Origin of the sequence: Streptomyces sp. ISL-100 (genome assembly GCF_018614615.1) — a bacterium.
In the GTDB taxonomy this organism is placed as follows: domain Bacteria; phylum Actinomycetota; class Actinomycetes; order Streptomycetales; family Streptomycetaceae; genus Streptomyces.
The window spans coordinates 98,171-115,806 of record NZ_JAGGOK010000031.1; the positions used below are offsets into that span (position 1 = coordinate 98,171).

13 protein-coding genes are annotated in these 17,636 nt (G+C 70.8%); 2 read left to right on the top strand and 11 right to left on the bottom strand.

Annotation, left to right across the window (positions count from 1 at the left end; genetic code table 11):
- Nucleotides 1-81: 81 nt before the first annotated feature.
- From J7E89_RS14520 to J7E89_RS14545, 6 genes are all read right to left on the bottom strand, one after another.
- Nucleotides 82-918 carry an aldo/keto reductase gene (locus J7E89_RS14520; protein ID WP_214973547.1) on the bottom strand — a complete coding sequence of 279 codons (837 nt, stop codon included), beginning with the start codon at nt 916-918 and terminating at the stop codon, nt 82-84.
- A gap of 47 nt (nt 919-965) precedes the next feature.
- On the bottom strand, nt 966-1,772 hold the full coding sequence (locus J7E89_RS14525; protein WP_214973549.1) for an ABC transporter ATP-binding protein: 807 nt from the start codon (nt 1,770-1,772) through the stop codon (nt 966-968).
- The gene (locus tag J7E89_RS14530) at nt 1,769-4,642 is read right to left on the bottom strand and encodes an ATP-binding cassette domain-containing protein (protein ID WP_214973551.1); all 2,874 of its coding nucleotides are present in this window, start codon (nt 4,640-4,642) and stop codon (nt 1,769-1,771) included. Before J7E89_RS14530 ends, J7E89_RS14525 begins: the two co-directional genes overlap by 4 nt.
- 15 nt (nt 4,643-4,657) lie before the next feature.
- Nucleotides 4,658-5,935: an ABC transporter substrate-binding protein gene (locus J7E89_RS14535; protein ID WP_214973553.1), complete on the bottom strand. Its 1,278-nt coding sequence runs from the start codon at nt 5,933-5,935 to the stop codon at nt 4,658-4,660.
- Nucleotides 5,936-6,050: 115 nt separating this feature from the next.
- Nucleotides 6,051-7,850, bottom strand: coding sequence for a long-chain fatty acid--CoA ligase (locus J7E89_RS14540; RefSeq protein ID WP_214973555.1), 1,800 nt, complete (start codon nt 7,848-7,850; stop codon nt 6,051-6,053).
- 305 nt (nt 7,851-8,155) lie between these two features.
- Complete coding sequence (locus tag J7E89_RS14545) at nt 8,156-9,031, bottom strand: LysR substrate-binding domain-containing protein (RefSeq protein ID WP_214973558.1); 876 nt, start codon at nt 9,029-9,031, stop codon at nt 8,156-8,158.
- A 128-nt stretch (nt 9,032-9,159) separates the two neighbouring features.
- Here J7E89_RS14545 and J7E89_RS14550 point away from each other — a divergent pair, with 128 nt between their 5' ends.
- Together J7E89_RS14550 and J7E89_RS14555 are read left to right on the top strand one after the other, a co-directional pair.
- Nucleotides 9,160-10,245, top strand: coding sequence for a bile acid:sodium symporter family protein (locus J7E89_RS14550; protein WP_214973560.1), 1,086 nt, complete (start codon nt 9,160-9,162; stop codon nt 10,243-10,245).
- A gap of 133 nt (nt 10,246-10,378) precedes the next feature.
- Nucleotides 10,379-10,792 carry a (2Fe-2S) ferredoxin domain-containing protein gene (locus tag J7E89_RS14555; protein WP_214973562.1) on the top strand — a complete coding sequence of 138 codons (414 nt, stop codon included), beginning with the start codon at nt 10,379-10,381 and terminating at the stop codon, nt 10,790-10,792.
- A 70-nt stretch (nt 10,793-10,862) separates the two neighbouring features.
- On the opposite strand, the gene fdhD is transcribed toward J7E89_RS14555, so the two are convergent.
- The 5 genes from fdhD to J7E89_RS14580 are packed head-to-tail and all read right to left on the bottom strand — an operon-like array spanning nt 10,863 to nt 17,593.
- On the bottom strand, nt 10,863-11,702 hold the full coding sequence (fdhD, locus tag J7E89_RS14560) for a formate dehydrogenase accessory sulfurtransferase FdhD (protein ID WP_214973564.1): 840 nt from the start codon (nt 11,700-11,702) through the stop codon (nt 10,863-10,865).
- Between the two features lie 5 nt (nt 11,703-11,707).
- A complete protein-coding gene (locus J7E89_RS14565; RefSeq protein ID WP_214973566.1) occupies nt 11,708-12,568 on the bottom strand; it encodes a 2Fe-2S iron-sulfur cluster-binding protein in 861 nt (286 codons plus the stop codon).
- Nucleotides 12,565-14,682 carry an NAD(P)H-dependent oxidoreductase subunit E gene (locus tag J7E89_RS14570; protein WP_214973574.1) on the bottom strand — a complete coding sequence of 706 codons (2,118 nt, stop codon included), beginning with the start codon at nt 14,680-14,682 and terminating at the stop codon, nt 12,565-12,567. Before J7E89_RS14570 ends, J7E89_RS14565 begins: the two co-directional genes overlap by 4 nt.
- The gene (locus J7E89_RS14575) at nt 14,673-16,604 is read right to left on the bottom strand and encodes a molybdopterin oxidoreductase family protein (protein WP_214973580.1); all 1,932 of its coding nucleotides are present in this window, start codon (nt 16,602-16,604) and stop codon (nt 14,673-14,675) included. Before J7E89_RS14575 ends, J7E89_RS14570 begins: the two co-directional genes overlap by 10 nt.
- Nucleotides 16,601-17,593 (bottom strand): 2-dehydropantoate 2-reductase, encoded by a 993-nt coding sequence (locus J7E89_RS14580; RefSeq protein WP_214973582.1) that lies wholly within the window; start codon nt 17,591-17,593, stop codon nt 16,601-16,603. The genes J7E89_RS14575 and J7E89_RS14580 overlap by 4 nt, the downstream gene beginning before the upstream one ends.
- Nucleotides 17,594-17,636: the final 43 nt, after the last annotated feature.

Below are 17,636 nucleotides of genomic sequence, written 5' to 3' on the forward strand. Positions count from 1 at the left end.
TCTGACGCACCCGCTCATGGCGAACGGCGCCTAACCGGACCGAACCGGTTGACGCCGTCTTCACCGTGCTGTGTCAGGTTGTCAGGCGCCGAAGTCGAAGGTCGCCGGGTCCGGGCCGAGGCGCTTGCCCTCGTCGAGCGCGGCGAAGGCCGCCAGGTCGTCGGCGTCCAGCTCGAAGCCGAAGACGTCGAGGTTCTCCTCGATCCGGGACGGCGTCACGGACTTGGGGATCACGACATTGCCGGTCTGGAGGTGCCAGCGCAGCACCGCCTGAGCCGGGGTCTTCCCGTGCTTTCGGGCCACCGCGACGACCGTGGGGACCTCCAGGAGTCCCTTGCCCTGGCCGAGCGGCGACCAGGCCTCGGTCGCGATGCCGTGCTGGGTGTGGAAGGCGCGCGACGCCTCCTGCTGAAGCTGCGGGTGGAGCTCGATCTGGTTGACGGCCGGGACGACCGAGGTCTCACCGATCAGGCGCTCAAGGTGCTCGGGGAGGAAGTTGGAGACGCCGATCGCCTTGGCGCGGCCGTCCGCGTAGATCTTCTCGAAGGCCTTGTACGTGTCCACGTACGCGTCCTTGGACGGCAGCGGCCAGTGGATCAGGTACAGGTCGACGTAGTCGAGGCCGAGCTTCGCCAGCGAGGCGTCGAAGGCGCGCAGCGTGGAGTCGAAACCCTGTTCGGAATTCCAGAGCTTTGTCGTGATGAACAGCTCGTCGCGGGCGACACCGGAGGCGGCGATGGCCTTTCCGGTGCCGGTCTCGTTCTCGTAGATCGCGGCTGTGTCGATGGATCGGTACCCGGCCTGGATCGCGGTGCCGACGGCCTTCTCGGCCTCGTCGTCAGGCACCTGCCATACGCCGAAGCCGAGCTGGGGCATCTCGACGCCGTTGTTCAGAGTGAGGGTGGGGGCCTTGCTCACGAGCGATCGATCCTTACGTCGTCGGTTGATACTCCCAGCGTCAACGATCAAGCGTCCCGGTGCATTCCCGCGACGGTCCCGAGATATGCGTCACGGACGGCGGGGTCCTGTCGCACCTGGGTGGCGTTGCCCTCGGCGAGAACCGTGCCGAGGTCGAGGACGACGACGCGGGCGCAGAGCTCCATCACGAAGGCGGCATTGTGCTCGACGAGCAGCACGGCGCAGCCTTCCTCGGCCGCCAAGTTCCGGATTACGGCGGTCAGTTGCTCCCTCTCCTCTCCCGACATGCCGGAGGCCGGTTCGTCGAGCAGCAGGACGCGGGGAGGGTCCGCCAGGGCGCGGGCCAGTTCGACCATGCGGGCCCGGCCGACGGGGAGCGTCCCGGCGTACGACTCGGCGAGCGCGTCTAGGCCGCACGAGTGCAGGACCGTTGCGGCGCGTTCGCGGCGCGCTGCCTCGCGGGCACGCCGGGTGGGCGCCGCAAGCAGATCGGCGGCGAGGCCGCCCCCGCCGCCGCGCCACTCCTGGGCGACGAGGAGGTTGTCGGCAACGGTCAGCCGGCCGAAGAGCTGCTGACGCTGGAAGGTGCGGCGCATGCCGTGGCGGGCGCGCCAGACGGGAGTGCGGCGCGTGATGTCCGTACCGTCGAGAAGGACGCGGCCGGTATCGGGGCGGCGGATGCCTGACAGAACATCGAACAGGGTCGTCTTGCCGGCGCCGTTCGGGCCGATGAGACCGCACACTTCGCCGGGGCGGACGGCGACGCCCACGCCGTCCAGGGCGGTGACGCCGCCGAAGCGGACGCCGATTCCGGCTGCCTCCAGTACGTACGTGTCGCTCCTGGTCCCACTCATGCGTTCGGGTCCCCGATCCCCAGGTATGCCTCGGTCAGCCGGTCGGTCCGTACGTCCGCACACGGCCCGCACCAGGAGACGCGCCCCTGCGCGAGGTACGCCACGGTGTCGGCGATGCCGAGCACGTCGGCGGCTTTCTCCTCCACCAGCAGCAGCGCGGTGCCTGCCTCGCGCAACTCGGTGAGCAGGCGGAACACCTCTTCCACGACGCGCGGCGCGAGGCCGAGCGACGGCTCGTCGGCGATGAGTACGGCCGGCGGGCGCTGGAGCAGCGGCGCGAGCGCCAGCATCTGCTGCTCGCCGCCGGACAGCGAACCTGCGGGGACGGTGCGCCGCCGGCCGGCGAGGGCGGGGAAGCGTTCGTACACCGCGTCGCGGGCGGAGCGGTCGGGGAGGCGCAGGCTCAGGTTCTCCTCGATGGTGAGCGAGGGGAAGATCCCGCGCCCCTCGGGGGCGAGGACCACCCCGGCACGCGAACGCCGTACCGCGCCGTCCCGGGTGGCGTCGCGGTCGCCGATGCGGACGCGGCCGGAGGTGGGGACGAGCAGCCCGGCGGCGACGTGGCAAGTGGTGGACTTCCCGGCCCCGTTGGGTCCGAGAAGAGCCACAATCTCCCCTGCCTGTACGGTCAGATCAACCCCGTGGAGCACGCCGGCCCCACCGTAGCCGGCACAAACCCCGCGCAGCGCGAGACCGGCTTCCCGCGCCCCGCGCGCCACAGTCCCGTGCCCGGCGAACCCGCCGCCACCGCTCCCGCCGCCCTCGGGAGTCGGTGGTGCGGTGGAGGTCCGGGGGCCCGCCCCCGGTTTCGGGAAGGGGCGGGGTGGGGGAATTTCGACTCCGGCGCCGGTGCCCGCCAGGGGCGCGGGCGTGGACGCCGGGAGCGCCGCTTCTCGTACCTCCGTGTCCGCAGTCGGGGCGGGCGCCGCACGCAGAACGCCACCCACCCGCGCCGCACCCACCCGCGCGCGTCGCTGGTGTCTCCGCACTGAAATCGCCGCGCAGTAGCCGTCCGGGTCGTTGGCCAGGGCCAGGCCGGCCAGGCCGAAGAGGATGACCGGGAGTTGCGTCGACTCCGTGACGTACTCCGAGACAAGGTGCGGGACCAGCGCGAAGACCAGGCCCGCCACCGCCGCGAACTGCGGCCGCCGCACGCCCGCCGCGACCACCACCGCCAGCCAGATCAGCCCGGTCATCGCGGTGAAGTCCGTAGCCGTGATGCGGGTGTTGTACGACGCGTACATCACGCCCCCGAACCCCGCGATCCCCGCCGACAGCGTGAACAGCATCAGCTTTGTACGGATGACGGATACGCCCGAGGCCAGCGCCGCCGCAGGAGCGGACCGTACCGCCAGCATCGCCCGACCCGACGCCGAGTTCCGCAGCGCACTCAGCGACGCGACGGCCGCCGTAACCAGGACGACCAGCGCCACCCCCATCGCCCGGTCGTCGGACAGGTCCACCGGACCGAACACCGGGCGCGGGATCTCCCACCCCGTGTCACCGTTCCGCAACCACCGCAGCTGGAAAAGGACTTGGTCCGCCAGGAAGGCAAGGGCAAGCGTCGCCAGCGCCAGCGAGCGGCCCCCCAGGCGCAGCGCGGGAAGCGCCACCAGTGCCCCCAGCACCGCCGCCACGCACGTGCCCACCAGTGCGGCCCCGACGAACGGCCATCCGTGGCTCATCAGCAGGCCCGCTACCAGCGCCGCCCCCGTCACGAACGTCGCCTGCGCCAGACTGACCATCGCGCCGAGCCCCGTCACGACCGTGGAGGAGAGGAAGACGAGCGAGATCGCGAGGCCCTGCGCGAGCATCCCGCTCCAGAACGGCGTCGTGACCGTATAGAAGGCGACCGCCATCAGCACCGCGCCCGCCGCCCACGGCCCCCACCGCCGTCCCCACGACCGCCCGGCCAGGTAGTCGACCGGCGGCGCGTCCACCGCCGCCGTGCCCGCCGCCCGCTGCCGGCGCGTCATGACCAGCAGCCCCGCGAAGAGGACCAGGAAGGGAACCGCCGTACGGAATCCGGTGATGTCGTCGGCGAAGGACGCGTACCCGGCTGTCAGGTTCTGCAATACGCCCAGCCCCAGCCCGCCCGCGAACGCCAGCGGAACCGAGGCGAACCGCCCGAGCACGGCCGCCGTCGCCGACACGAACAAGAGCAGGGTGTAGTCGTGGGCGGAGAGGCCGAGCAGCGGCGTGGCCAGCACGCCCGCGAGCCCCGCCAGGCTTGACGACAGCATCCAAGCCACCGACGACAGCCGGTCCGCGCTGATGCCGCGCAGTTCCACCAGCGTGCGGTTGTCGACGGTGGCCCGCAGCCGCAGCCCGAGCCGGGTGTGCCGCATCAGCACCCACAGCCCCACCGCCACCACGGCCGTCGCAAGCCACGTGATCAGCTGATCGGAGTCGATCCCCACGCCGTCCGTCAGCTGCCAGGACACGGCCGGGCTCGGCCCTACGCCAGGCAGCCCGAACTGGTTCTCCGCCGGCACCACAGGAGCGCCCGCCTCCGCCAGCAGCTCCACCGCCCACAGCCCGGCCGCCGGCAGTGCGACCAGCAGCCCGATCGTCGCCACGATCTGCGCCGTCTCACCCACCCGCGCGAGCTTGCGGAACATCAGCCGGTCCAGCGCCCACCCGGTCCCCGGCGCGACGACGAACACCAGCAGCGCCGCAGTCGGCAGGGCCGGCCACCCGAAGCCCGAGTGCAGTTCGTAGAAGCCGAGCGCACACACATATGCCGTCCCGCCGTGCGCGAAGTTGAAGAGACCCGACGCGGAGTACGAGAGCACAAGCCCCGTGGCCAGCAGGGCGTACAACGCACCCGACACCAGCCCGCTCAGCACAAAACCCAGCAGATCACCCATGGCGGGAAACCACCCCTACCCGAAGGGGATGGGCGGATAGCACTTGAACGGCGAGGACACCTCGTACTTCCCGTCCTTCAACCGCACCAGCGCCCCGCACCCGAAGCTCTCCCGCTGCCCCTTCGGCTCGCTCCGGTCGCCCACCAGCGTCCCCGTGTCCGAGAACGACCCCGCCGCCCGCTGGAAGGTCTCGACGGTCAGGTCCTTGCCCGCCTTCTGCGCGATCGACAGGAACAGGTCCGCGGACATGTATCCCGTGACCATGTGCATGTTCAGCGGCACCTCCTTGCCGCCCGCCGCCTTCCTGATGTCCTCCTTGAACTTCCTCATCCCCGCACTGTCCGACTCGAACGGCTCGAACTGCACCAGCACATGCACGCCGTCCAGCGCCTGCCGCGTCGCGTCCTTGGTGAGCAGCCCCGGGTCGTAGTCCGTCGGGTCGGACAGCACGCCCGTGAAGCCGCCGCGCTTGAGCGTCGTGAACAGGCCGATGTTGTACGGCGTCTGCATCACGGAGATCACGACGTCCGGCGCCTTGCCGCCGTCGCTGCGCATGATCTCCTTGGTGTACGCCGACCAGTCGCTCGGCACCGAAGTCGCGGGCACCACGGCCTTGGCGTACGACACCTTGTACCCGGCCGCCCTGAAGCCCTGCGTGAAGGTACGGATGCCGAACTTGCCGGCGTCGTTGTCATTGGCGAGCAGTGCCACCGACTTGCCCTTGGTCCCTCCCAGCACCTTGCCCAGCCCCTCCGGCCAGGTCTGGTTGAGTGTGCCGCCCGGCATGGGGACGAGGCACCCGTTGAAGCCGTAGATGTGCTTGGGCCCGCAGAAGGAAGGCAGCGTGCCCCAGCCGAAAGTCGGCACCTTCTGCTGCTCCAGGAAGTCGGCACCGGAGAAGGTGACCGAGCTCATCGGGGCGACGGCGAAGACCTTCTCCCGCTGGACGAGCTTTCGCGCCGCGGCGAGGTTCTTCGCGGGGTCCTGCCCGTCGTCCTCCGCGCCCAGGTAGTCGATCTTCCGGCCGTTGACGCCGCCCTCCGCGTTCGCGCGGTCGTAACGCGCCTTCGCGCCGAGATCGGTGTCCTTCTTGGAGTACCCGCTCGCGGTGGTCATGGAGACGATGCCGCCGACCTTGATCGAGCCGGCGCTCACTCCACGAACCGAGCCGCTGCCGCCCTTCCCCGCGCCGTCGTTGTCCGGGGCGCCGGTCGATGCGGAGTTGCAGGCGGTGGCGGTGGCGAACAGCAGCACTGCGGCGGCTGCGGCGATGGTGCGGATCGGTCGCGACACAGTGGGGTCCCTCCCTTGGGATGCCCGCATTCTGTGGTTGACCTGATGAACCGTCAATAACTGACGCATCGACAATTGACGACACGTCAGAAGTCTGCGAAATCCGCACCGGACGTCACCGGTAGAGCGCGTCGACCTCCACGGCGTACGCCGCCTCGATCGCCCTGCGCTTGAGCTTGAGTGAGGGAGTCAGCAGCCCCTGCTCCTCGCTGAACTGGTGGGCCAGTATCCGGAACGTACGGATCGACTCGGCCTGGGAGACCAGCGTGTTCGCGGCCACCACCGCACGCCGTACCTCCATCTCCAGGTCGGGATCCCGCACCAGGTCGGCCGCGTTCAGCGGCGGTTTGTCGCGCATCTGGAGCCAGTGGTCCACGGCCTCCTGGTCGAGCGTGACGAGCGCCGCGATGTACGGCCTGTCGTTGCCGACGACGATGCACTGGGCCACCAGCGGATGCGACCGGATCCGTTCCTCCAGCCCGGTCGGCGACACGCTCTTGCCGCTCAACGTCACCAGGATCTCCTTCTTTCGCCCGGTGATCGTCAGATAGCCGTCCTCGTCCAGCGCGCCGATGTCACCCGTGGCGAGCCAGCCGTCGTGGAGTACGGCGTCTGTCGCCTTCGGATTGTTCATGTACCCGGAGAAGATCTGGCCGCCGTGCAGCCAGATCTCGCCGTCGTCCGCGATGTGTACGGTCGTGCCGGGCAGCGGCTGCCCGACCGTGCCGAAGCGGGTGCGCTCGGGCGGATTGGCGGTCGCGGCCGCCGTCGACTCGGTGAGCCCGTACCCCTCGAAGATCGTCACGCCCGCGCCCGCGAAGAACAGGCCGAGCCGCCGCGACATCGCGGAACCGCCGGACATCGCGTGCCGCACGCGCCCGCCCATGGCCTCGCGCACCTTCGCGTACACGGCCTTCTCGAAGAACTGGTGCTGGAGCCGCAGCGCGGCGGAAGGCCCGGGCCCGGTGCCGAACGCGCGGTGCTCCTGCGCCTCGGCGTACCGCACCGCCACCTCGACGGCCTTGTCGAAGGGCCCGGCCTTCCCTGCCGCCTCCGCCTTGCGCCGAGCCCCGCTGTAGACCTTCTCGAAGATGTACGGCACGGCCAGGATGAACGTGGGCCGGAAACTGACCAGGTCCGGCATCAGCGCATGCGCCGCCAGCACCGGCTGATGCCCGAGCTTGACCCGCCCCCGTACCGCCGCGACCTCGACCATCCGCCCGAAGACATGCGCGAGCGGCAGGAACAGCAGCGTCGACGCCTCGTCGCCCGGCTTGGAGTGGAACACCGACTCCCAGCGGCCAAGGACGGTGTCGGACTCGTACATGAAATTGGCGTGCGTGATCACGCACCCCTTGGACCGCCCTGTGGTCCCCGACGTGTAAATCACCGTCGCCACGGAATCCGGCGTCACCGCCCGGCGGTGGCGGTGCACCACGTCGTCGTCGATGTGCGCGCCCGCCCGGACGAGTTCGGCCTCCGCGCCCGCGTCCAGCTGCCACAGGCGCTTGAGCATCGGCAGCCGGTCGACCACCGAGCCGACGGTCATCGCGTGGTCCTCGTGCTCGACCATGCAGGCGGTGACCCCGGCGTCGTGCAGGGTCCAGAAGACCTGATCGGAGGAGGCGGTGGGATAAATCGGCACAGGCTGGGCGCCGACGGTCCACAGCGCGAAGTCGAAAAGTGTCCATTCGTAGCGCGTACGCGACATGATCGCGACACGGTCGCCGAACCGCACACCGTGCGCCAGCAGCCCCTTGGCGAGGGCCAGCACCTCGTCACGGAACTGCCCCGACGACACATCGTGCCAGCGGCCGTCCTCGCCCTTGCGTCCGAGCGCGACGCGGTGCGGATCCTCCTCGGCATGATCGAAGACGACGTCCGCCAGCCCGCCGACCTGAGGCGCCGTCGCCATGGGTGGGACAGTGAACTCGCGCAATGACCTGCTCCTTGTGGCGCTCCGCACAGCGCCGTGACGGTACCTCACGGTTTCTGTACGGGGGAGGGGAACGCGGAATCCGAATTACTGTGCATATGCACAGCTCAACGGGTGGAACGCGGTCGCATGGGGAAGGCGCGGGCGCTCTCCTGACCGTGGAGTAAGTAAGGCGCGCGGGAATCTCCACGGAATCTGTACGCCCACTCCGCAACTCCGCCGCGACACCTACGCCCCGACATCCGTATCCCGACGTCTACCACTCGCCCTCCACGACTCGCCGCCTACGACCCGACCGGTGGCCGGTGCAGGCGGTCGCCGCCGGCCAGGATCGCCGCCGCCAGCGCGTCCGCCGCGTCCTGGGCGGTGGCCCGTCTGCGGCCGTGCAGCAGGACGAAGTCCACGCCGCCGAGTTCCGGCAGGCCCGCTTTCGCCGGTACGGGGGCCAGGCCCGGCGGGATCAGGCCACGGGTGTGCGGCATGACACCGAGGCCGGCGCGGGCCGCCGCGATCAGTCCGCTGAGGCTGCCGCTCGTACAGGCGATGCGCCACGGCCGGCCGGCCTCCTCCAGGACTTCGAGGGCGCGGGCCCGGGTGATGCCGGGCGGCGGGAAGACGATCAACGGGACGGGGCGGTCGGGGTCCAGGCGCAGGGACGGCGCACCGATCCACGTCAGCGTCGACTGCCAGACCAGCTCGCCGTGGGTGTCGCCGGGCCGCCGCTTGGCCAGCACGAGGTCGAGGCGGCCCCCTTCCAGCTGCTGGTGCAGGGTGCCGGAGAGCTCGACGGTCAGCTCCAGCTCGACCTCGGGATGGTCCCGGCGGAACGCCTCCAGAATCTCGGGCAGCCGCGTCAGTACGAAGTCCTCCGAGGCGCCGAAGCGCAGCCGCCCGCGCAGGCGGGTCCCGGTGAAGAAGGCCGAGGCCCGCTCGTGGGCGCGCAGGATCGTACGGGCGAAGCCGAGCATCGCCTCGCCGTCCTCGGTGAGTTCCACGCGGTGCGTGTCACGGGTGAAGAGCCGGCGCCCCGTCGCTTCCTCCAGGCGGCGTACGTGCTGGCTCACCGTGGACTGGCGCAGGCCGAGGCGCCGAGCGGCCTGGGTGAAGCTGAGGGTCTGGGCGACGGCCAGGAAGGTGCGGAGCTGGGTCGGCTCGTACATGGGGCGAGCGTAACCCGCTCATCGGAAATCGTGATGACAGTGAGTTCGGTATATGGGATTCCCGATTGGTGGGAAGAGGAGGAACATGGAGCGGGCACGTATCGCCCGAGAGCAACCAAGTGGAGCAGATGAGTCCCCGCACGTCGCAGTTTCAGTTGCCGTCCTGGCTGCCGGTCGATCCGTACATTCTGATGCTCATCGGGACGGTCGTCCTCGCGACACTGCTGCCGGCGTCCGGCACGGCAGCCGAAGCTGTGGGCGGGGTCTCGACCGGGGCGGTCGCGCTGCTGTTCTTCCTGTACGGCGCGCGGCTCTCCACCCGTGAGGCGCTCGACGGACTGCGGCACTGGCGGCTGCACGTCACGGTGCTCGCCTGTACGTTCGCGCTCTTCCCACTGCTCGGTCTCGCGGCGAAGGGGCTGGTCCCGTACGTCCTCACGCCAGAGCTGTACGGCGGGCTCCTCTTCCTGTGCCTGGTCCCTTCCACCATCCAGTCCTCGATCGCCTTCACCTCCATCGCCCGCGGCAACGTGCCGGCGGCGATCTGCGCGGGCTCTTTCTCCAGCCTCCTGGGGATCCTCCTGACTCCGCTGCTCGCTGCGCTGCTGATCGGAGGGAGCGCGGGCGGTTTCTCCGCGGACTCGGTGCTGAAGATCGTCCTTCAGCTGCTGGTTCCGTTCGTGGCGGGCCAGCTGCTGCGCCGGTGGGTCGGCGGCTTTCTGGTGCGGCACAAGAAGGCGCTGGGCTATGTCGACCGCGGCTCGATCCTGCTGGTCGTCTACACCGCGTTCAGCCACGGCGTGACCGAGGGCATCTGGCACCGGGTGAGCCCCGGCCGGCTCGGCGCGCTGGTGGGGGTGGAGGCGGTGCTGCTCGCGGCGATGCTGACGCTGAGCTGGTACGGGGCGAAGCGGCTCGGCTTCGGGCGCGCGGACCGGATCGCGATCCAGTTCGCCGGGTCGAAGAAGTCGCTGGCGGCGGGGCTGCCGATGGCGAGCGTGCTGTTCGGGGCGGAGGCGAGCCTGGCGGTGCTGCCGCTGATGCTGTTTCACCAGATGCAGCTGATGGTGTGCGCGGTGATCGCGAAACGGCGTTCGCGGGGGAGGCCCGGCGGGGCTTCTCCCCTACCCGCCCCTTCCCGCAGTGACACTTCGCGGCTCCGCCGCGTGGGGGCGCTGGCCCAGAGCCCGCTCCTCAATCGCCGGCGGGGCTGAGAGTTGCCGAAAGCGGCGACATCCAGCCGCGCGCGGCACAATCCAGCCCGTCCGGCGTTTGAGGACAAAACAGCGCCGCACGCAAACCGCACCGCACCCCACAAGAAGTCGTCACACCTAGCAAGATCGTCAAGTGACTTCCGCGATACGTCCCTTCGGGCCCCGCCCCTGCGCCCTCACCGTCTGCCGCGGCTGCTGCTGCGGCGACGCCCGCAAGAACCCCGGTACGGACCACGACGGCCAGCTGCGCCGCCTGCACGACGCGGCCTCCGCTTCCGGCGGGCGGCTGACCGTGCGTACCAGCGACTGCCTCGGCCCGTGCGGACAGGCCAACGTCGTGGTCGTCCAGCCCTCCACCGAGGGCCGAAGGAGAGGCGGCCGTGCCGCCTGGATCGGCTGGGCACTGGACGACGACTGTACGGACGACATCCTGGCCTGGGTCGCGGCCGGGGGCCCCGGCATCGCGAAGCCCCCGGCCACGCTGACGCTGCAGTTCATCCCGCCCCCGGCGGAGGCCAGGCAGCGAGCCAGGCGCGGCCGGCGCTGAACGGAGAGGCCCGGCCGGCGCAGGGGGCGCTCCCCGCCGGCCGGGCCCGTATCCCGTGTCGCGGGGCGCGTCAGACCCTGGAGTGCAGGGCGATGCGCTCGTCGCCCGCGTACACGTTCATGTTCGGCCCGCGCAGGAAACCGACCAGCGTCAGCCCCGTCTCGGCCGCCAGATCCACGGCCAGCGACGAAGGCGCCGAGACGGCAGCGAGGACCGGGATCCCGGCCATCACCGCCTTCTGGGCCAGCTCGAACGACGCCCGGCCGGAGACCAGCAGTACCGCCCTGGACAGCGGCAGACGCCCGTCCCGCAGCGCCCGGCCCACCAGCTTGTCGACGGCGTTGTGCCGGCCCACGTCCTCCCGTACGTCGAGCAGTTCCCCCGCCTCCGAGAAGAGCGCCGCCGCGTGCAGACCGCCGGTCCTGTCGAACACCTGCTGCGCCGCCCGCAGCCGGTCGGGCAGGCCGGCGAGCAGCTCGGGCGTCAGCCGGACCGGGGGAGTGTCGGCGATCGGGAAGCGGGCGGTCGTGCGTACCGCGTCCAGACTCGCCTTGCCGCACAGCCCGCATGACGATGTCGTGTAGACGTTGCGCTCAAGGGTGATGTCGGGGACGGGCACACCGGGCGCGAGCTTCACGTCCACCACGTTGTACGTGTTCGCACCGTCCGCCGTCGCCCCGGCGCAGTACACGATCGACTGCACGTCATCGGCGGCCGCCAGTACGCCCTCGCTCACCAGGAACCCCGCCGCCAGCGCGAAGTCGTCGCCCGGCGTGCGCATCGTGATGGCGAGCGGCTTGCCGTTCAGCCGGATTTCGAGAGGTTCCTCGGCGACCAGCGTGTCCGGCCGGGCGCTCACCACTCCGTCCCTGACGCGGATGACGCGGCGGCGCTCGGTGACCCGTCCCATGATGATCAGTCCCGACTTTGTACGTGCTGGTAGCCGAAGCGGCCCTTGATGCAGAGGTTGCCGTGGGTCACCGGGTTGTCGTGCGGCGAGGTGACCTTGACGATCTCATTGTCCTGCACGTGGAGAGTGAGGTTGCAGCCGACGCCGCAGTACGCGCACACGGTCGTCGTCTCGGTCTGGGACGGCTCGTCCCAGGTCCCGGCCGCCCGCATGTCGAACTCCGACTTGAAGCTGAGCGCGCCGGTCGGGCACACCTCGATGCAGTTCCCGCAGTACACGCACGCCGAGTCCGTCAGCGGGGCGTCCTGCTCGACCGAGATGCGGGCGTCGAAGCCGCGGCCCGCGACGGCGATGGCGAAGGTGTTCTGCCACTGCTCGCCGCACGCGTCCACGCACTTGTAGCAGAGGATGCACTTGTCGTAGTCGCGGACGTAGAGGTCGTTGTCGATCTTGGGCTGTTCGTTGACGCGGGCCGCGTCGGGGCCGAAGCGTTCGGGCTTCGCCTCGTACTCCTTGATCCACTCGGCGGCGCGCGGTGTCGTGGAGAGGTCGGTGGACGAGGCGAGCAGCTCCAGCACGATCTTCCGGCTGTGGCGGGCGCGCTCGGTGTCCGTACGTACGACCATGTCCGGCTCGGCGCGGCGCGAGCAGGCCGGTGCGAGCGTACGGGCGCCTTCTACTTCGACGACGCAGACGCGGCACGCGTTTTTGGGGGTGAGCGTGTCGCCCTGGCAGAGGGTGGGGATGTCTTTGCCGGCGGTCCGGCAGGCGTCGAGGATGGTCGAGCCGTCCGGGACGCGGGTCGCGGCGCCGTCGAGGGTGAACTCGATCAGCCTGCGCGGTGGTTGAAGCGAGATCGTGGTCATTCGAAGGCTCCCAGGCGGTCGATGGCGGACTCGACGGCGTTCCAGGCGGTCTGTCCGAGACCGCAGATCGAGGCGTCCCGCATGGCCCCGCCGACCTCGCGGAGCAGCGCTATGTCGCCGGCGGCGGCAGCGCCCGTACGGTCCTTGATCCGGTGCAGCGCCTCCTCCTGGCGTACGGTCCCGACCCGGCAGGGCACGCACTGCCCGCACGATTCGTCGCGGAAGAACTCGGCTATGCGGAGGAGGATCGCGGGCAGTTCGACGGGGTCGTCCAGGACGAGGACGACTCCGGAGCCGAGGGTGGCGCCGGCGGCGCGGGTGCCTTCGAAGGTGAGCGGGATGTCGAGTTCGTCGGGGCGTACGAAGCCGCCGGCTGCTCCGCCGAGGAGGACGGCGCGGAGGTTGGGGGGTGGGCCTCCCGCGAGTTCGAGGAGGTCGCGGAGGCGGGCGCCGAAGGGGAGTTCGTAGATGCCGGGGCGTTCGATCTGTCCGGAGACGCAGAAGAGTTTGGTTCCGGTGGACGATTCGGTGCCGGTACGGGCGTAGGCCGCGGCACCTTCGGTGAGGATCGGGAGGACGTTGGCGAGTGTTTCGACGTTGTTGACTGCGGTCGGCTTGCCGAAGAGGCCCTTCTCGACCGGGAAGGGGGGTTTGCTGCGGGGTTCGCCGCGCTGCCCCTCGATCGAGTTGAAGATGGCGGTCTCCTCGCCGCAGATGTACGCGCCCGCGCCGCGCCGGATCTCGATGTCGAAGGCGTAGCCGTGGCCGAGGACGTCGGGGCCGAGGAGGCCGCGGTGCCTGGCCTGGGTGATGGCGTGGGTGAGGCGTTCGTACGAGCGGGGGTATTCGCCGCGGAGGTAGAGGTAGCCCTGGTGGGCTCCGGTGGCGTATCCGGCGATGGTCATCGCCTCGACGAGGGCGTACGGATCGCCCTCCATCAGGACGCGGTCCTTGAAGGTGCCGGGCTCGCTCTCGTCCGCGTTGCAGACGAGGTAGTGGGGGTGGTCGGGTTGCCGGGCGGTGGCTTCCCATTTCCGTCCTGTGGGGAACGCGGCACCGCCCCGCCCGACGAGTCCGGCGTCGAGCACCTCCCGGATGACGTCGGCCGGGCCGAGGGCGAAGGCGCGGCGCAGGGCGGTGTAACCGCCGGCGGCGCGGTAGGCGTCGAGGCTGTACGGGTCGATGCTGCCGACCCGGCGCAGCAGGACGAGGCCCGGGCCGCCGGCCTGCGGTACGGCGGCGGTGGCGGGGGGTTCGGGCGCTGCGGCCTCCGGCGCCGCGACGGCGGCGACGAGTGCGTCTGCCGTGGCGGGGGCGATGACGGCGGCGGCGCGGTGGCGCGGTGCGGCGGGGTGCGGCGCGGCGGTCTGTGCCTGGCCGGGCCGCGTCACACCAGCCACGTCCGCGCCTGCGGCGGGCTCTTCCCCCACCCCGCCCCTTCTCGTAACCATGGGGCTCCGCCCCCTGGACCCCCGGTCCTCAAATTCCCCCATAGCCTTGAGGGCATGGGAGGGACCCCCTGGACGGGCTGGGTTCGCGGGTTGGCGTACGCCGTCCTCCGGGCCGGGGTTGCGGGAAGGGGCGGGGATGGGGAAAGCCTCCCGCTCCTCTGCCGGAGCCCCTGCCTGCAACAGCAGCGCCGCCGGGGCCCGTTCGCACAGGCCCAGGCACGGGCTCGGCTGCCATACCGCACCATCCGCAGCCGAGCCCGCCGCCCCCACCCGCTCCTCCAGGCCCGCGCACACCGCCCCCGCCCCCCGTGCCGCGCAGGCCAGGTCCGTACACACGTACAGAACCTTCGCCGGGCGCGGCTTCACCGAGAACATCGCGTAGAACGTCGCCACCCCGTACGCCTCCGCCGGCGGCACCGTCAGCCGGCGGCAGATGTAGTCCAGTGCGCCCTCGCTCAGCCACCCCACCCGGTCGTTCACCGCGTGCAGTGCCGGAAGGAGGAGGTCCCGGCGCTCCCGGGCCGCCGCCCCGCCCCTCGCCCAGCGGAGGTCGGTTCGGGAGCGGTCCGCGCCCTCCCAGGCCGATTCCGGTGGGCCCAACAGGCCATCGACCGCCGCCCGTTCGTCCTCGGACGGCTCCGCGTTCGTGTACTTCAGGTCCATGCCGGCACCAGCTTCTCTATCCGGATCGCCGACGCCTTGAACTCGGCCGTCCCCGCGATGGGGCAGTTCGCCTCGATCGTCAGCTGGTTCGTGTCGACCTCGTCGGGGAAGTGCATCGTCATGAAGGCCAGTCCCGGCCGCAGCCCGGCGTCCACCCACACCGGGGCGGTCACGGCGCCCCGCCGTGACGAGACCCGGACCTCCTCGCCCACCTCGACGCCGTACGCCGCCGCGTCCTCCGGGCAGAGTTCGATGTACTCGCCGCGCCGCAGCGGGGACGCGAAACTTCCGCTCTGGACACCGGTGTTGTACGAGTCCAGCCGGCGGCCTGTGGTCAGCCGCAGCGGGTAATCCTCGTCCGTCAGGTCGACCGGCGGGTCGTGTGCCACCAGGCCGAAGGGAGCGGCCGGGCCACGCCGCTCCGGGTCCGTCTCCCACAGTCGCGCGTGCAGGAAGGTGGAGGGGAGGCGGTCCGTGTCGGGGCACGGCCACTGCAACCCCTGGTGTTCCTCCAAGCGGTCGTACGTCATGCCGTAGTGGTCGGGGGACAGAGACCGCAGTTCGTTCCAGACGGACTCCGAATCCGCGAACTTCCAGTCGTGGCCGAACCGCTGCGCCAGTGCGCAGATGATGTCGATGTCTTCCCGGGCCTCGCCCGGCGGCTGCACCGCCGCCCGTACCCGCTGCACGCGCCGCTCGCTGTTCGTCGTCGTCCCGTCCGTCTCCGCCCACGCGGCCGTGGCCGGCAGGACCACGTCCGCCATCTGCGCGGTCTTCGTCAGGAAGATGTCCTGCACCACCAGGTGGTCCAGCGCCGCCAGCCGCCGCATCGCCTGTTCGCTGTCGGCCTCCGACTGGGCCGGGTTCTCACCGATGCAGTAGACGGCTCGCAGCTCGCGGCTCTCCATCGCCTCGAACATCTCGGTCAGCGTCATGCCGTACCGCGGCTGGATGACCGTCCGCCAGGTACGTTCGAACTTGCCCCGCGCCGCCGGGTCGAGGATGTCCTGGAAGCCGGGCAGCCGGTTGGGGATGGCGCCCATGTCGCCGCCGCCCTGCACGTTGTTCTGACCGCGCAGCGGCTGCACCCCGGCGCCGTACCGGCCGACATGGCCCGTCAGCAGGGAGAGATTGATCAGCGCTCGTACGTTGTCCGTGCCGTTGTGGTGCTCCGTGATGCCCAGCGTCCAGCACAGCTGCGCCCGTTCGGCGCCCGCGTACGCGTGCGCCAGCTCCCGGATCGCGGCCGCCGGAACGCCCGTCACCTTCTCCGCCGCCGAGAGAGTCCATGGCTCCACCAGTTCGGCGTACTCCGCGAAGCCTGTCGTGGCGCGCTCCACGAACGACCGGTTCACCAGCCCGGCGTGGATGATCTCGCGTCCCATCGCGTGGGCCGGCGGGATGTCGGTGCCGACATCCAGGCCGAGCCAGCCCTCCGCCCACTCGGCGGTCGAGGTGCGGCGCGGATCGACGGCGTACATGCGCGCGCCGTTCCTGATGCCCTTCAGGACGTGGTGGAAGAAGATCGGATGTGCGAAGCGGGCGTTGGAGCCCCACATCAGGATGAGGTCGGTGTGTTCGACCTCTTCGTACGACGAGGTGCCGCCGCCCGAGCCGAAGGCGGCCGAGAGGCCGGCGACGCTCGGCGCGTGGCACGTCCGGTTGCACGAGTCGACGTTGTTGGTGCCCATGACCACCCGCGTGAACTTCTGGGCGACGTAGTTCATCTCATTGGTCGCGCGGGCGCAGGACAGCATGGCGAAGGCGTCCGGGCCGTAGGTGTCCGTCGCCCGCCGGAAGCCGGCCGCGGCCCGCTCCAGCGCCTCGTCCCAAGTCGCCTGCCGCAGCGTGCCGTTGGCGTCGCGTACGAGCGGGTGAGTCAGCCGGGTGTACTGCTTCGGCTGCCTGTCTTTCTTCTTCACTGTGCGCTCCCGGTTGAGGTGGGGGAGGAGGTGGTGGCCAGCAGGTCCGCCAGCGCGTGCACCGCGCGCAGCGTCGGTACGGACGTGCCGGTCAGGCGGGCGAGTTCTACGACGGCGGCCAGCAGCAAGTCGAGTTCGAGCGGCTTGCCCTTCTCCAGGTCCTGGAGGGTGGACGTCTTGTGGTCGCCGACGCGCTCGGCGCCCGCGATGCGCCGCTCCACGGAGATCTCGGGGTGGCAGCCGACGGCGGCCGCCACCTCCAGCGTTTCGCGCATCATCGAGTCGACCAGTGCGCGGGTGTCCGGATGGCGGCAGATCTGGCCCATGGTGGCCCTGGCCAGCGCGCTGATGGGGTTGAAGGAGATGTTGCCGAGCAGCTTGATCCAGATGTCGTTGCGGAGGTCCGGCTCGACGGGGCACTTCAGGCCGCCCGCCCGCATCGCCTCGCTGAAGTCCAGGCAGCGTCGCGACACGTCACGGCCCGGCTCGCCGATCGAGAAGCGGGTGCCTTCCAGGTGCCGTACGACGCCGGGCGCCTCCAGCTCGGTCGCGGCGTACACGACGCACCCGATGGCGCGTGCCGGCGGCAGAGTCGCGCTGACCGCGCCCGCCGGGTCGACGCTCTCGATGCGGCGGCCGGCGTACGGGCCCGGCAGGCCGTGGAAGTACCACCAGGGGATGCCGTTCTGGGCGGCGATCACAGCCGTACGGTCGTGCAGGAGGGGGTGGACGAGGGGGCCGGACGCCGCGTACGAGTTGGCCTTCAGGCCGAGGAAGACGTAGTCGACGGGCCCGACCTCGGCGGGGTCGTCGGTCGCGGCGGGCCGCGCGGTGAAGTCGCCGCGCGGGCTGAGGACGCGTACGCCGTCACGGCGCATGGCCGTGAGGTGTGCGCCACGGGCGATCAGGTGGACCTCGGCGCCCGCGCGGTGGAGCGCGGCCCCGACATACGCGCCGATGGCTCCGGCGCCGACAACTGCGACTTTCACGGGGCTCTCCGATCGGTGAGGGACCGAGTAAGGGGGAGCGGGG

Excerpts from the sequence above, each read along its gene's own strand:
- J7E89_RS14525 (WP_214973549.1), bottom strand. The coding sequence starts at position 1,772 with ATGAGTGGGACCAGGAGCGACACGTACGTACTGGAGGCAGCCGGAATC.
- J7E89_RS14530 (WP_214973551.1), bottom strand. The coding sequence starts at position 4,642 with ATGGGTGATCTGCTGGGTTTTGTGCTGAGCGGGCTGGTGTCGGGTGCG.
- J7E89_RS14540 (WP_214973555.1), bottom strand. The coding sequence starts at position 7,850 with ATGGCGACGGCGCCTCAGGTCGGCGGGCTGGCGGACGTCGTCTTCGAT.
- J7E89_RS14545 (WP_214973558.1), bottom strand. The coding sequence starts at position 9,031 with ATGTACGAGCCGACCCAGCTCCGCACCTTCCTGGCCGTCGCCCAGACC.
- J7E89_RS14550 (WP_214973560.1), top strand. The coding sequence starts at position 9,160 with ATGAGTCCCCGCACGTCGCAGTTTCAGTTGCCGTCCTGGCTGCCGGTC.
- fdhD (WP_214973564.1), bottom strand. The coding sequence starts at position 11,702 with ATGGGACGGGTCACCGAGCGCCGCCGCGTCATCCGCGTCAGGGACGGA.
- J7E89_RS14565 (WP_214973566.1), bottom strand. The coding sequence starts at position 12,568 with ATGACCACGATCTCGCTTCAACCACCGCGCAGGCTGATCGAGTTCACC.
- J7E89_RS14570 (WP_214973574.1), bottom strand. The coding sequence starts at position 14,682 with ATGGACCTGAAGTACACGAACGCGGAGCCGTCCGAGGACGAACGGGCG.